The organism is Erysipelotrichaceae bacterium 66202529, from assembly GCA_017161075.1.
Classification (GTDB): Bacteria; Bacillota_I; Bacilli_A; order Erysipelotrichales; family Erysipelotrichaceae; genus Clostridium_AQ.
Map to the genome: position 1 here is coordinate 3,029,067 of CP046174.1, position 16,392 is coordinate 3,045,458.

Here is a 16,392-nt window from a genome sequence, read left to right on the forward strand (position 1 = left end):
GTACCAGAAATGTGGTATACTATGGAAAACAATAGGAAAGAGGCGATTCTATGTCCACAATAAAGCGTGCGGCTATTTTTCTATTTCCCTATATGATTCTGGCTGTCTGTATCCTGAGGAATATTGGCGCAGGCAGGCTGCTTCTATGATGCAGTACGATACCTATACAGATATGCTGACAATTACAGCAGGTATATGTACCATATTTTTATTCTTCTACATTCGTTGGATTTGCATACAGGGGGATGGTATCCTCCTTATACTGAACAGCATCGCTGTCCTGCTCTACTCTGTCCTGATCTGGCTTCCCGGTATCATCCTTTCCATCAGTCCTGTAATTATCAGCGGCTTTCAAAACGAACAGCTGTTACTGATGGTTACATATGGACTGCTACTTATCGGGGAAGGCTATCAGCTTTATTTTTTTGTACAAAGAAAAGATGGAATACAGCGTAATGAAAAGCATAAAAAAAGATAGAATACAGAAATTTTAAAAGCATATAGACAATACATACGCTTGATCTCATTACTGCTTCTATCGATATTTCCGCTTCATATATGCGGTTAAAGCGGGATTTATAATTTTCATATCCAGACATTATTATCATATTCTATATGTTTATAATTCTAATATACAGGTGTTATTTATGAAATGATACCGATAAGCAATGATTATTCAATAAGAGATTTCCGTATAGACACCGCCATTCCTTTTTAAACAAGGCATATCACCACAAAAACAGGTTCTTTCTTGACTCCGGTATATGAGAATCAAGATACAAGCTTATCGATCTTTCACAATCCTTTTGCATCTTCTTTCCTCATATGTACCTAAAGCTGGAAAGAACCTAAAATATGTCTTTTTATTTATACCGTTTTCTGTCTTTTTTTAACATTTTTTCGTATCAGCTCCCGGCAATACCACAGGATCAACAGCAGTCCTGCCGGAATTACAAATACAAATGGCAGCTTTATAAAATAACGATCTACAATACCGGTGAAGAAAATCGTAATCACCATATACATAAAGAATCCGCAGATGTTTCCGATATAATGCAGCGCCCGTTTGCTTTTCACTGCCGCAAGTCCCTGCAATAGACAGGAAGCTAGCAGCAGTAACAGCAGCTTTCCTTGTAAGCTGTTCAACAGCTCCTTTGATACCATAAGCGCATAATCGTTAGCACCATAATCCGGTGGAATAGTATGCTCAAATTGTTCAATCAGAAGCCGGTATTCCCGATACAGGTATGCAAAAATCACAGTCAGTGTCACAATGGCAGCCAGTGGCAGCAGTATACGAAGGATTCGCTCCCCCTTTTCCGTCCATTTGCGAAACAGAAACCGCTGTTCCTCCTGCTGCTTTGTATACAGCTTTTTCTGCAGGCCTCTCCAGCTGATATCATAGCGCATGATGAACTGGTGCCTTAAACAGATATAAACAAACAGAAGCAGGATAAAGACCAGTACATATATCAATAGATATATCCGAAGCCCTGTGCCAAATCCATTCAGAAAATTGATAGGGTCCAACTGTTCCATAGAAGATGCTGCCATCATTTCCAATATATTCGTTACACCAAATTGTGTAATCACATACAGCAGATACAGGAACTGCAAAAAGGATGTAAGCGGGAAATATACTAGCAGCAGATTCCAGCGCGTCAGTGCAGGAAGTCCCTTTTTATCTGTATGCTGAATCATCAGCACAAAGCTGAATACTGTCATTCCTAAAAATGCCGCAAATGCTAAAAACTGAGAAATTTGAAGCTTCAGAAATATATAGTACAAAAGAAGCGCAAGGAGTGTCAGTGCATATGGCAGATACCGCTGTAAATCATACCGGGACAGATCACTGTAGCTTTCAGAATCACCAAGCAGCTCATCACAGCTAACTCCCAGTGCCTCACTCAACGGCTTCAGTAGGGTAATATCCGGATAGCCCTCAGCCGTCTCCCAGCGCGACACCGCCTTGTTGCTGACATTCAGTAGCTCTGCCAGCTGTGCCTGCGTATACCCCTTCTTTTTCCGCAGCCGGATGATTTTTTCCGCAAATTGTTCTTTATTCATTTTCCATCCCTCCTCTATCTATAGTATGACGAATTTTCACAATAAAAGCAATCCACGAATACCGGAATTACTCCATGTATCGTGGATTGCTGCTTATTTTTCTTCCTCTGCCAGTGTTTTCATGATACCATCTGCAATTTTATCCGCAAACACCTTACGCTTTGTCTCATCCATCAGATAGAGACGGTCATTTTCACTTGCCAGAAAGCCGGTTTCTATCAGAATGGAAGGAAGCTTATTATTCTGAAGCACCTGAATCGGAGAAAGATCCTGATCCTTTAATCCACGATTTTGTGAATACCCCAGGGTATCCAGCTCCGTCAAGATGTTCTTTGAAAGAGAGACAACCGTGTCTTCCTTCATCTTTCCCCAGATTTCATAGCCATAGGAGCCGTTCACGACTTCTGCTGCATTCGTATGTATGGAAACAAAAAGCTTTGCGCCGCTTTCATTGGATATACGAACCCGTTCGGTAAGATCCTCTACCTCATTGCCCGGCCATGGTACCTCATCACTGTCTCTTGTGTAAACAACTGGATAGCCGTTAGCTTCCAGACGCGTTCCAATATCCTTTACCAGAGCCAGCGTCACATCCTTTTCATATATATTCTCATAGGTACTGCCTGCATCATAGCCTCCATGTCCGGCATCCAACACAACAACAGGCGGCTCCGCCTTTTTACTGAGCAGAGGTGCCAGAATCGGATTATCCGGGAATACCTTCACACATATGATCAGCAGGCCCAGTATGACCAGAAATTCCATGGCAACGATCATCAGTAGACGGATCGGATTGAGCCCTCTTTTTTTATTTCTTCGTTTTGCCACTGTGTCACCTGACTTTCAAACTGATGTAATTATAGCAGATACCGCAAAAAATTCCTACCTTTTATATGACGGAAGTGAGATGAAAACCGCCTTAGATTTTAGAAATCTTAACCTATTCAGAATCTATACCTTTCTCATCCCTGTATACAGCATCCTCCGTGACAATCAGCTTCTGTTTCCGCAGGCGGTTGTTCACAAATTCTGTAAAGAATACATAGAGACAGGCAGTTGTCGGTACCGCCATAACCATGCCAAATACACCCCACAGATCACCGAATACAAAGATGCTTAACAGCACCCAGAGGCCGGGAAGTCCGACAGAATTTCCAACCACACGCGGATAAATGACATTATCCTCAAAATAGCTGAGTACCTGATAGAATACGATAAACCACACACTTTGCAGGGGATCCTTTGACAGCATCATAATAGCGCCCACACTCATCGCAAACATGGAGCCAAAGACAGGCACCAGTGAGCAGACCGCAATCAGTGTACAGATCAGCTCCGGATACGGAAATTGAAACAGGCGCATGAATACGTAATACAGTACCCATAATATACATGCCTCTGTTAGCTGACCGCCAATAAAGCTGGAAAAAATGCGATTTACCCGGGATGCATAGTGGAAAATGGTAGAAGAATTATCAAATCCGAAAAATGCAGCGGTGACCTTACGCATCTGACGGATGAAGTTTTCCTTTCCACTCAGCAGATACAGGGAGAACATAAAGCCGGTAAATCCAACCGCAAAGCTGGATACAAAGCCGGTTGCACTCGACAGAATGCCGCTGGCACTGCCGGATAACAGATTGATTACATTGGTTACGATTTTCTCCCATGGCATTTGTATAAACTGCTCTACCTGTGTGATATCCTCAATCCGGTAATCAATATGAAAATATGCCAGCACACCGTCAATATTTTTTACAATATTCGTAAAAAAGGATGTCAGATTTTCCATTAGGGAAATCAGAGAATCTATGATACTTGGCAGAATAATGCTTCCGATGAGAATAATCAGGATCAAAGCTAGCAGAAAGGTTAGCAGCATGGAAATAACACGCTTCCTTTTCTGCAGAAAGGAATCCTTTTTTGTATGCCGTATGAGAAAGCTTTCAATATGCTTCATCGGAAGGTTCAGCACATAGGCAAAGACAATCGCATACAGCAGTGAACGGAATACAGACAATACGAAGTCAAATCCGTTTTTCAAATCAGATACATGAAGCAGGAAAAATCCCAATAGAAGAATATAAGTGCTCAGGTAAATCCAGGGCCGTATGGAACGGATCACTTCTTTATCCTGAAAAGGCAGTTTCATTCAGCATCCCTTCTTTCTTTTGAAAAAAAGGACTGGACGTATCCAATCCTTTTATTTATGATTTCTTACATTTCTTCTTTTGCGATTGCAAGTAATCTCTTATGACGCTTCATAGCATCCTTCTTTGTTTTCTCAAACATTTCGTATGCTGTTTCACCTTTTACCTTAGGCAGCTGGCTGTAACGTGTTTCCGTCATCATGAAGTCCAGCATCTTCTCGTAATCCGGCTCCTCGGAGTCGATTGTAAGAGGAGTTTCTTTTCTTGGATCATAACGGTACAGATCGAAGTATCCGCACTCAACAGCTTTTGCCTGTGTTCTCTGGTGGTTCGCAAGACCGCCCTTGATACCATGCTCAGCACATGGAGAGTAAGCCAGGATCAGAGATGGTCCATCATAGCTTTCTGCTTCCTTGATTGCTTTCAGCGTCTGGTTCTTGTTAGCGCCCATAGAGATGGATGCTACATAAACGTGTCCGTATGCCATTGCGATCTGTCCCAGGTCTTTCTTCGCAGTTGTTTTACCACCTGCAGCGAACTTGGCGATAGATGCAGCCTGGCTGGATTTGGAAGACTGTCCACCAGTGTTGGAGTAAACCTCAGTATCCAGAACCAGAACGTTTACGTTCAGGTCGTTTGCCAATACGTGGTCTAATCCGCCGTAACCGATGTCATAAGCCCATCCGTCACCACCGACGATCCAGATAGATTTGGAAATCAGGTCAACGTCTGCCAGCTCTTTTACCATAGCGATATCAGATTTTGCAGCAAGCTCCTTGATGGTCGGTGCGATTTCTCTTTCTGCATCACGGTCACCGTGTACTTCCAGATATTTTGCAAATGCATCCTTCAGAGCAGGCTCAACAGCTTCCATGTTGTCCTCCATAGTCTTCAGGATTCTTGATTCTTTATAGTTCTGTGCCAGAGCCATACCGTATCCGAATTCTGCATTGTCCTCGAACAGGGAGTTTGCCCAGGCAACACCTTCTCCATTTTTGTCATTTACAAACGGAGTAGATGGAGTAGAAGAACAGTAGATCATAGAGCATCCTGTTGCATTGGCGATCAGCATGTCACGTCCAAACAGCTGAGAAACCAGCTTGTAATATGGAGTTTCTCCACATCCAGGACAAGATCCGCTTACTTCAAAGTAAGGCATCAGGAACTGAGATCCCTTAACTGTATCAGTTGGGAAGAACTCAGATTTGTATTCTGTATGCTTGAACAGGTAATCTGCCAATGGTTCCTCACCAAGCTTTTCGTTGATGTCAACCATTTCCAGAGCCTTGTTTCCGGCTTTACCTGGACATTCAACCGCACAAAGACCACAGCCTACACAGTTTGCAGGAGTAACCTGGATACGGTATTTCAGGTTTTCAACACCCTTACCCATTGGTGTAATCGTTTCAAATTCCATTGGTGCTGCAGCTACCTCTTCCTCTGTTAACAGGAATGGACGAATCGTTGCATGCGGACATACAAAGCTACAGATACCGCACTGGATACAGTTTTCAGGATGCCATGTTGGTACCTGAACTGCAATGGTACGTTTTTCTTCAAATGCTACATTGTTACGGATAGAACCATCCAGCAGGAAGTCTCCGGCAAATGCACTTACCGGCATATCGTATCCTTCCAGACCGTTGATTACTGCAACATGGTTGTCGAAGTATTCATCGCCTGTCAGCTTACGGCTGGAATCGTAAGGAAGATCAGCCCAAGCTGCATCTACCGCGATTTCTTCAATACCTGCTTTACCGGCATCGATTGCCTTGTAGTTCAGCTGTACAACAGCATCACCCTTCTTAGAGTAGGATTTCTTAGCTGCTGCCTTCATCAGCTCAACAGCTGTATCGTATGGCATGATCTGCTCATTCAGTGCAAAGAATGCAGACTGCAGAATCGTATTGGTTCTACGTCCCATTCCGATTTCCTGAGCGATCTTAGTTGCATTGATGATGTAGAACTTCGCATGCTTTTTCGCAAGCTGAGCCTTCATACGGTTTGGCATGTGCTCAACGATTTCTTCCTTGGAGAAGGTTGTATTCAGCAGGAAGCTTCCGCCTTCCTTGATATCCTTTGCCATGTCATATTTGAACATGTAAGCATCCAGTGAGCAGGAAATGAAGTCTGCATTGCCAATATAGTAAGTAGAACGGATTGGAGAGTTTCCAAAGCGCAGATGAGAACGGGTAACACCACCGGCTTTTTTAGAGTCATATGCAAAGTAAGCCTGTGCATACTGATCAGTATTGTCACCGATAATCTTGACAGTGGATTTGTTTGCAGAAACCGTACCGTCTGATCCCAGTCCCCAGAATAAGCAAGAAGTGTAGTCAGCAGGAACGTGGAAGTTGGAATCTGCTTCCAGGCTCAGGTTGGTAACGTCGTCAACGATACCGATTGTAAAGCTGTTCTTCATTTCATCCTTTTTCAGTTCATCAAAGACAGCTTTGATGTGGTAAGGCTGTGTATCCTTGGAACCCATACCGTAACGTCCACCGATGATTTCGATGTCCTTGTCCTTCAGAGCAGACAGAATGTCCAGGTACAGAGGTTCTCCCATGGAGCCTGTTTCCTTCGTACGGTCCAGAACAGCAATTTTCTTAACTGTTTCAGGCAGTACAGCCAGCAGGTATTTCACAGAGAATGGACGGTACAGGTGAACCTTGATCATACCAACCTTTTCTCCGGCAGCAGTCAATGCATCGATTGCTTCTTTTGCAGCCTCTGTTACAGAGCCCATAGCAACGATTACACGTTCTGCATCACTTGCACCATAGTAAGTGAATGGTGCATATTCACGACCAGTGATTTCACTGATTTTTTTCATGTAGTCAGCAACGATGTCAGGAATTGCATCGAAGTGCTTGTTTCTTGCTTCCACACCCTGGAAGAAGATATCATCATTCTCAGCACCACCGCGGGTTACCGGGTTTGTGTGAGGGTTTAAAGCGTTCTTGCGGAATTTAGCAAGTGCTTCCTTGTCAATCAAATCCTTGAATACTTCTGTATCCATTACTTCGATTTTCTGAATTTCGTGAGATGTACGGAATCCGTCAAAGAAGTGCATGAATGGTACAGACCCCTTGATTGCGGACAGGTGTGCAACACCAGCCAGGTCCATAGCCTCCTGTACAGAGTGAGAAGCCAGCATACATACGCCTGTCTGGCGGCATGCATATACATCCTCATGGTCACCGAAGATGTTCAGTGCTCTTGTAGCAAGTGCACGTGCTGCAACGTGGATAACGCCTGGCAGACACTCACCAACCATCTTATAGATGTTTGGAATCATCAGCAGCAGACCCTGGGAAGCCGTGAAGGTTGTAGCCAGAGATCCTGCCTGTAAAGCACCATGTACTGCACCAGCTGCCCCGCCTTCAGACTGAAGCTCAGCAACCTTTACAACACTGTCAAAAATATTCTTGCGACCCTGTGTAGCCCACTGATCCACAACTTCAGCCATAGGTGAAGACGGTGTGATCGGGTAGATCGCAGATAGCTCGGTAAACGCGTACGCACAATGTGCGGCTGCAGTATTACCGTCCATTGACATAAATTTCTTAGTCATTTGTTTTCCTCCTTGCATAACTTACTTCTCTATTATAAAACTTTATCTTTGATTTTACTAGGATTTTTAAGCAATTTTTCGTTGGATTTCAAGGGAATTTTGTAATTATTTTGGGAATTGAAAAGTTTGCATCGCTTATTTTCACTCCATGAAAGAAAATGTATATAAAATGTAAGAAAAGACCTGTTTTCAAGGTCTTTTCTGTTCCTTATTCTATTACAATTTTCACGGTATTTGCCGCATCACTGCGATAAAACGGCTGCGATTCCGTATTTATGATATCGACCGTATTCGCCATGCCGCTTTCGATTTTCAGTATGCCCTGCTCGGTTTCCGCTTCTTGATTGATGATAAAGCTGACACTTCCCCTTCCGCTGGTTTCCCGTATCTGATAGGTTCCATACGGCAGGTTTTCCAGCTGCTCAATGAAATCGTTATCCTTATCGAGTGTTACGAAACGGTTGAAGGTATCCGATGTCACCTGCATGACATAGGACTGTGTGTCCGCTGGACGCTGCAGCTCCCCCTGTGCATTGCGCAGCTGCTTGGTCAGCTTCATCGTACCGTTTTGTACACCGCCGGTACGGTTGATAATACCGATGACCATGGTGGTACCCGGCAGAACGGTAAACTTCGCCTCATCCACCAGCTCCGGTGAATTGACCAGATACTGTATCGGATAGGAAGATCCGATCTCCTGTACCTGATAGGTGCCGCTTGGATAGGTGTTCAGTGACTGATGCCAGCTGTTATCAACCGTCAGATCATATACCTGATCGATGCCTTCCCCCGTAATGCGGAACTGGTACGTATCCGGTGCGCTCGGCGGCAGATAGTTGCCGTCATCATCCAGCATATACTTGAATACCTCAATCGTGCTGCGATTGACGATCAGCTCATTGATAACCTCTACTACATTGCTGGCGGCATCCCCCATGGTTACCGTCGCACTGTCGGTTTCCGCTCCGCCGTTGACACGGTAGGTGGTGATAAACTGTGTATTATTGATTTCGCGTATGCTGTAGGTTCCCTTTGGCAGATCATTGACCACATAGGTGAAGGAATTGCCGAAATTCAGATCAACCCTGCGCATCGTTGTCATGTTATAGATTTCAACGGTATAGTGGTCTCCATCCGCCGGGCGGATCAGCGTTCCGTTTGCCTGTTTGATAAATTTCGTGATTTCCAGCTTTCCATAGCTGCTTTTCAGTGCATTGATAATGCTGACATTATGGGCATCCCCCTGTACCTGCACGGTAGCAGAGGAGCTTTCCTGTGCATCGTTCACGATATACGTCACATCGAAGCCGGAGACCTCCAGCTCCTTTACCTGATAGGTTCCCGCTGCCAGATTGCGCAGGGTGCTTTTCCAGTTGTTATTCTTTTGCAGCACAACATTGGTCTGCATATCCGCACCGCTCAAAGCAACGACAAAGCGCTGGGTATCGGATGGCAGAACCAGTTGTCCGCTGGCATTGCGGATGAATTTGGACAAGGTGATTGCACCGCCGCTGCCTGCTGTGGCATCGATCATGCGTACCTCATTGGCATTCTTTTCGACATGCACGATACCGTTTGCCACCTCGCTGCCGCCGTTGATAATATAGGTCACCTGATCATCACTGTCAACCTCATCAATCACATACCAGCCATCCATCAGATCCTTGAGTACGATGCTCCAGTCATTGGCTGCATTCAGCGTGAACACCTCATTATAGCCTGGCTTGGAAACATGCACACGGGTCACAAAATCCGCTGTAGGACGCGTCAGCTTTCCACCCTCGCCGCGCATAAACTTTTCGATGCGGATACTGCCAAAGGCTTCCCGGACGGTATTGATAATCTGTACCGTATTGCTGTTTGCCTCCACATTGACGATTGCACTGTTGACCTCACTTGCACCGTTGACGATATAGCTCACATCATGCTGGTCGTCAACCTCATCCACGACGTACACACCGTCCGCAAGATCATCGACCCTTAAAGACCAGTTGTTTTCCCGGTTCAGTACAAACACCTCATTGTAGCCCGGACGGGAAATGTGTACACGGGATACAAAATCCTCATCCGGACGCACCAAATCCTGATTGCGTCGCATATATTTATCCAGCTGAATGCTGCCTGAGGCACTGCTTTGCGGCGTATCGATGATCTGCACCGTACTGCCGCTGCCTGCGACATGTACGATTCCGCGATCCACTTCATTTCCCCCGTTGATAATAAAGCTGACCGCATCTGTGGTAGTCGTTTCACTGATGACATAATCGCCCGCCTTTAAATCTGAAAGCATACACATCCAGCGATTGGACGCATCCAGTGTAACCAGCTGGTTATAGGATGGTCCGGAAATATGAAAGACATAGGAGGCATCCCTGTGCGGACGCATCAGCATACCATCCTGGCGGATATACTTCGCCATCGTGATACTGCCGCTGTCCTGTATCTGCTCCTGATTGATAATCTGCACCTGATGCCCACTGTGCTCTACAACTACAATGGCACGGTCTACCTGCGTACCGCCGTCGATGATATAGGAGACATCATCATGATCCAGCTCGTCAACCACATACGTTCCATTCGGCAGCGGGCCGATCGTTTCCGTAAAGCCGTTACGATCAGACAGCGTATAGATTTCATTATATCCCGGAGAGGATACATGAATGCGATAGCTTCCCTGCACCGGTCTGTTCAGCAGTCCCTGTGCATCCTCAATATACTTGCTCAAAGTGATGCTTCCGGTATTTCCTGCCCCCTGCGGATTGATGATATTCACCGTATTGGCATTCTGCATGACATGAACGATTCCCCTGGCCAGCGGCGCCGCATTGTTGACAACATACTGTACGCCCTTTTGCTCACGTTCCTCCATGACCTCATACCAGCCATCCTTCAGATTGCGGACACTGGCATAGAAATGATTTGCGTAATTCAGAAGAACTCTGCTTGTTTCCTCTTCTCCCTTGATACGGATCCAGAAGCTGTCCTGCTCCTGCGGATAACAATAACACCCCTCTGTATCCCGGATCAGCTTACACAGCTCAATACTGCCGTTTCTTGTCTGCGCTTCCTCATTGATGACCTTGACATCCACATGTTCCTCACACACATTGATCAGCGCACTCTGTGATTCCTTTCCTCCGTTGATAATATAACACACAGTACCCTCTGCATTCAGCTCACGCAGCTCATACATGCCCAAAGGAAGATTGCGAAGCGTTTCCTTCCAGCGGTTGCAGGAATTCAGGGTGATGATCTGATGGAATGCTTCCCCTCGTACATCCACCTCATACTCATCCTCCTGCTGTGGTTTTTTCAGACAGCCGCAGGAGGCATCTCGTACATATTTGGACAGGGTGATACTGCCCATCGCGCACTTCATCACATTGACGGACTGGACATGGACATCATTTTTTAAGACGATATCCGCTGTGCACTCCCGTGCATCATCCACCAGATAATACAGCTCCTTAAACGCTGCTTCCTCTCGTTGCATCACCTGGTATTCCCCCTGCGGAAGCTCTTCCATCTGATGCCATTGGTTTCGCTCGTTTAACACAAAGGTCTTATCAATATGCTTTCCCTTTACCCGCATGTGGAAGACCATATCCTTATGCGGCTGTACCAAATCATCCTCGCAGTTTTTCACCACTGCCTCCAGATGCAGCTTCGCCATCGTTTCACTGGCATTCAGAACAACGATGCTCACATCCTCTTTTCCGACCTCGAAATAGCCGCAATCCGACGGGCACTGTTCATTGATCTGATAACGAACCTCATGATTGCCAGGCTCACGGATTTCATATGCTCCACACGCCTGCTGGGTAAAGACTGCCGTCCAGTCATTCTCCCTGCTCAGGATGCATTCCTGTGTTTCCTTATCGTGCAGAAGCTCGATGCGGAAGGTGTCATGTTGATCCGGACGACTGCGCTCACCGAAGGCATTTTCCATGCATTTGGTGACGGTGATATTCCCGCGGTGCATGCGTTTGATTACCGCACATACATTCACGCATTCCCCATTCAATTCAATACAGACGACATCCTCAAATACACACTCCTCAATTTCAAAGCGCACAGCCCCCTGGTTGAGTACACGCAGCGTATAGGAACCCGGCAACAGATGCTTCAAGCAGTCCGTAAATGCATTGCAGCTGTTCAGACAGAGCGTTTCCTTGCTATGCTCGCTGACAATTTCCACACGGACTTCCTCATCCGCACACAATTCCCGGCACATGCCATCCTCTTCGACTACGGCGTTCACACAGATGCAGCCCTTTGGACTCGGTGTATTGATCATGGTGATATGGATATCCTCATCACACACATCCACGACGGCTGACGCACATGGCAGCTCATTGATCAGCCAGCTGACCGCATAGCCCTCACACGGACTTTCACGAACCTCATAATGTCCCTGCGGCAAATCGTACAGGCGGACGCAGAAATCATTTTCGCTGTTCAGCTCCACCTTCTGTGTACACGTTTCACCTTCCACAATGGCACAGAAGCTCTCCTCGTGTGATGGCATATGCAGATTACCGTCACGATTCGCAATCCGCTTCTCCAGCAGCATACAGCCATAGCGCATTTCCTCATTGATCACGGTGATATGCATGCTTTCTCCCTCATAAAGGAAATAACATGCATCATGCAGCTCTCCATTGATATCATACACATGTCTGCCGCTGCCAAGCTCGCGCAGCTCATAATGCTGGTTGGCAAGATTGTTTAAACAAATACAGAAGTCATTGCCCGCATGCAGCTCATATACCTCATGGCAGTTTTTCCCCTTGAGAAGAACCCGGTATATTGCATCCTCATCCGGCATGACGAGCCGGTTGCCATCGCGTATCCGCTTTTCAATCGTTACACTTCCACACTGCTGCTCGCTGTTGATGATATCAATGTATGCATCCTCACAGCCCAGTGTAAAGCATGCCTTATCGACGCACTCCCCATTAACGCGGTAGCGGACATTCCAGTTTTCATCAACCTCGCTGATTTCATAGCTTCCTTCCAGCAGATCATCAAAATACACACAGAAATCATTACGTGCGCACAGACGATAGGTACGACTGAAGCCCTGTCCCTGTAACAGGAAGCGGAATTCATCCTGTGGACATGGCATGAACAGATTACCGCGCTCATCCTCAAGATACTTGGTAACGCGCACCGTACCCGTACAATCGCTTTCCTGATTCACGATTAGCACTTCCACATCACACTGACCTAGCTCCACATTACCAAAGCTTTCCTCGTTTCCATCAATCATATAGCTGACACGGAAGCCAAGATTATCCTTTTGGACAATGCGGTAGCGGCCCTGCGGCAGATAATCCAGGATAACACACCAGTTGTTTTCCGCACGCAGACACACATGCTCACTGCACTCTCTTCCCTCTACCAGAATATCCAGCAGCATACCGCGGGACGGGCGCTGCAGTTCTCCATTGCAGCAGCGTACAACTCCGCGCAGCTTCAGCATACCGTTATTTTTGCGGCGGTTGATAATGCTGACCTCTTGATTGCTGCCATCCATACAGACAATAGCATCGCACTGCTCCTGCTGATTGACGAGATAGGACACATCATAGTCAAAGCTATCCAGCTCCGTTATGCTGTATTCCCCCTCTATCAGTCCTTCCAGCATGACGCACCAGTTATTGCCTGCCTTTAGCACATACGTTTCCCTAAAGCAGGTGCTTTCCACACAGACCTCAAATTCCTCATCACGGCCCGGCTTTACCAGCTCGCCACTACGTGTTTCCTCAAATTTACAAATTTTCAAAATTCCGCAGCTGCTCTTCGCAACACTGTTGATAATGCGGATTTCATTTTCACAGCAGTCATCGACGACAAAGCGTGCTGCCTTACTTTCTTTGCTGCAGTTGACCTGATAGCTGACCTCATATGCACACGGTGTATCCTCGCGTACCTCATAGCTTCCAAAACGTAAATCATCAAAGCACACACACCAGTCGTTACCGGCATTTAATTCAAAGGTGCGTTTGCAGAAATAGGAGCTCAGTGTCACCGTAAAGCACTGATGCTTCTGCGGCTTGATCAAATCTCCAAACTCATTACGCACATATTTGCAGATGCTTACGGTTCCAGCATTGCGTTCCTCATTGATTACGGATACGCAGAATGCAGAATCCCCATTGATCCGCACACAGGCGCTTGTACTTTCTCTTCCCCCGTTGATGATATAGCTGGTCGTATAATCTGTATTGCAGCTTACTTCCTCAATGACATATTCTCCATTACATAAATTGGCGATATCCACACAGAAATTATTGCCCGCATTCAGATTAAAGGCTTCCTTCCTGCCACAGCCGCTCAGCATGACCGTAAACTGCAAATCCTTTGATGGCTTAGAAATCGTTCCATCACAGCCGCGGATAAATTTACAGATACGAAGCGGAGACTGCAGGTCCTCACAAAAGCAAGGATTTTCATTTCCGTTAATAATCATGACAGATGCCTGCTCACAGTCGTTCAGCTCCACATTGGCATAGCAGCGCTCCTCCTGTCCGTTGACGATATAGACAGGCTCTGCTTCCATCGGATCACGAAGCTCACTGATATCATAATATCCCGGCAGCAATCCGCATAATACGGCACAATAATCATTGTCCTCGCTCAGCTCAATCAGGCGGTCATCACTATCGGATATAATACGCACCTGATATACCTCACCACAGCCCGGCTTGCACAGATGGCCGTTCTCCATACGGATATACTTTTCAATTTTCATGGAAGTATCCGCACGCAGCTCATTGATCATGACAAGCTCGTTCTCTTGCGGCAGCAGATCAAAGCGGCCGTCTGAGGTTTCCCCTTCATCATTGAATCTCCAGCGGGTCACATATCCTGTACAGCCGCTTTCTTCCACCATAGTATAGCCTGGCTGCAGGTCACAGATGGTTTCCTGAAAGTCATTGGACGCATCCAGGGTTACGCAGTGCTCTGTTCCATGCTGCATAACGTGCAGGGTAAATGCCATGTCCTCCTGAAATTCTAAAGGATCTCCATTCATATCCACCAGCTTCTTAACAACATGCAGCTGTGTCTCACTCAGCTGCTGATTGATAATACGGACACTGCGATGTGAGGTCGTACTTGTGAAGATCACGCTGGCATAGTCCTCCTGCATGACCTCCTCGTCCACCATATAGGTGATATCCACCTCATCCCCGTTGATCATCTGCTGTCCGCTTTCATCTGTCTGTACAATGACATGCTGAACTGCCTGAATATCGGAAATCGTGATTTTTCCAATACCGGTAGCTGGATCGATGGGTACATCATAATAGCAGCATTCGTTTTGGGAATGACAAACCTTGATATGCCGCATTTTGCACATCTCTTTTGCACTACCCTCGCGCATTCTCTCCTCTATGACAATATCCATGCTCGCATTTTCTATGCACGGCTGTGCCGTTTCCAGAAGGCTGACAGGCAGCATGCGGTAAAAGACGTTCCATAAGCGTTTGCTCATCTTTATCCTCCTTCTTCATATAAGCGATTCATTTCTTATACATTCTAGTATATGAGCCCACATGGAAATTGTTCTACAAAATAAAAGAACCGTTAATTCATCAACGGTTCCAGCTGCAGCAGCACGTAGGGCTGCCCTTCCACTTTAATTACATGTACACGCAGTACAAGATAGGTATTATTCATGTGCAATGCTACAACAAACGGGATATCATATTCAGTATTCATCGCCATCACCTGCTTTATCGTATGTAAGATATGCTATATGTGTACATCCTCATCATAGATGCACACCATAAAGATATAGTAGAATACAAGCATCAGACACATGAGAACCCCATAGATGATGGATAGGATAAAGGCAGGCAGAAGCTGCATATTCCCAGAGAGGGAAAGACCAAGCTCCATCGCATCCATAAACGGATTGCTGCGGGTCATGATATCCACAACACCACTGTTGGCGGCAAATCGTGTTCCGTATTGGAAAAAGGCATCCATAACAGAGGTATAAGCAAAGGCGATCAGAAAAATGACCAGCATACTGTAAAAAGAGGATCGGTAATGCCGAATGATTTTAACAAATGCGTCTTTTATAATAAGGAAAGGATTGCGTGCACCATCATAAATGGCATAGCAGGCAAATACCTGTACCGGAATATAAAACATCATCATTAGCAGCATAACGGGTGTCAATATGGCATTGATACTGTTTTGATCGTTCAGCATGACCTGAAAGGAAAGCCAGCTGCTTCCTGCCATAGCTGCAAATAATAGGGTCTGAACACCAATCAGCGGCAGCATGTAGTCCTTCATGACAAGTGTACGGCTGTCTTCCCGTTTGGTACGGATAAACTGAAACATGACGATCAAATATACATAGGCTGCCACGATGACGATCAGATACAGGAATAAGTAGGAAACCAGCATACTACCGGCACGGCTGACAACAGAGATTCCCATGCTGTAAATGGAGCAGTAGAGAATACTGAGCAGCATCAGCATGAGCAGCAAACTGACAATGCGTTCTTTTATATTGGTAAATGACAGAAAGTCCTTCCATGTTTTCATAATATCACCTCAGGTATAGGTTATTCTACCATA

The 16,392-nt window shown here is 45.9% G+C and carries 6 protein-coding genes and 1 pseudogene; 1 reads left to right on the forward strand and 6 read right to left on the reverse strand.

The window, feature by feature from the left end; translation table 11 throughout:
- Positions 1-50 precede the first annotated feature (50 nt).
- Positions 51-478: pseudogene (locus tag GKZ87_14450) on the forward strand (hypothetical protein).
- 389 nt (positions 479-867) lie between these two features.
- On the opposite strand, the gene GKZ87_14455 reads toward GKZ87_14450, so the two are convergent.
- The 6 genes from GKZ87_14455 to GKZ87_14480 form a co-directional block, all read right to left on the reverse strand.
- Entirely contained in the window at positions 868-2,067 is a 1,200-nt protein-coding gene (locus tag GKZ87_14455; protein ID QSI26599.1) for a helix-turn-helix domain-containing protein, read from the reverse strand.
- Between the two features lie 93 nt (positions 2,068-2,160).
- The gene (locus GKZ87_14460; GenBank protein QSI26600.1) at positions 2,161-2,895 is read right to left on the reverse strand and encodes an N-acetylmuramoyl-L-alanine amidase; all 735 of its coding nucleotides are present in this window, start codon (positions 2,893-2,895) and stop codon (positions 2,161-2,163) included.
- A 112-nt stretch (positions 2,896-3,007) separates the two neighbouring features.
- Positions 3,008-4,219, reverse strand: a complete 1,212-nt coding sequence (locus GKZ87_14465) for an AI-2E family transporter (protein ID QSI26601.1) — start codon at positions 4,217-4,219, stop codon at positions 3,008-3,010.
- A gap of 65 nt (positions 4,220-4,284) precedes the next feature.
- Complete coding sequence (gene nifJ / locus GKZ87_14470) at positions 4,285-7,791, reverse strand: pyruvate:ferredoxin (flavodoxin) oxidoreductase (GenBank protein QSI26602.1); 3,507 nt, start codon at positions 7,789-7,791, stop codon at positions 4,285-4,287.
- Positions 7,792-7,999: 208 nt separating this feature from the next.
- Complete coding sequence (locus GKZ87_14475; protein QSI26603.1) at positions 8,000-15,292, reverse strand: S-layer family protein; 7,293 nt, start codon at positions 15,290-15,292, stop codon at positions 8,000-8,002.
- Positions 15,293-15,552: 260 nt separating this feature from the next.
- Complete coding sequence (locus GKZ87_14480) at positions 15,553-16,359, reverse strand: hypothetical protein (GenBank protein ID QSI26604.1); 807 nt, start codon at positions 16,357-16,359, stop codon at positions 15,553-15,555.
- Between the last annotated feature and the right edge of the window lie 33 nt (positions 16,360-16,392).

Bases quoted from the DNA above. Each gene is read 5' to 3' on its own strand.
- GKZ87_14465 (QSI26601.1), bottom strand. From the start codon at position 4,219: ATGAAACTGCCTTTTCAGGATAAAGAAGTGATCCGTTCCATACGGCCC.
- GKZ87_14480 (QSI26604.1), bottom strand. From the start codon at position 16,359: ATGAAAACATGGAAGGACTTTCTGTCATTTACCAATATAAAAGAACGC.
- GKZ87_14475 (QSI26603.1), bottom strand. From the start codon at position 15,292: ATGAGCAAACGCTTATGGAACGTCTTTTACCGCATGCTGCCTGTCAGC.
- nifJ (QSI26602.1), bottom strand. From the start codon at position 7,791: ATGACTAAGAAATTTATGTCAATGGACGGTAATACTGCAGCCGCACAT.
- GKZ87_14455 (QSI26599.1), bottom strand. From the start codon at position 2,067: ATGAATAAAGAACAATTTGCGGAAAAAATCATCCGGCTGCGGAAAAAG.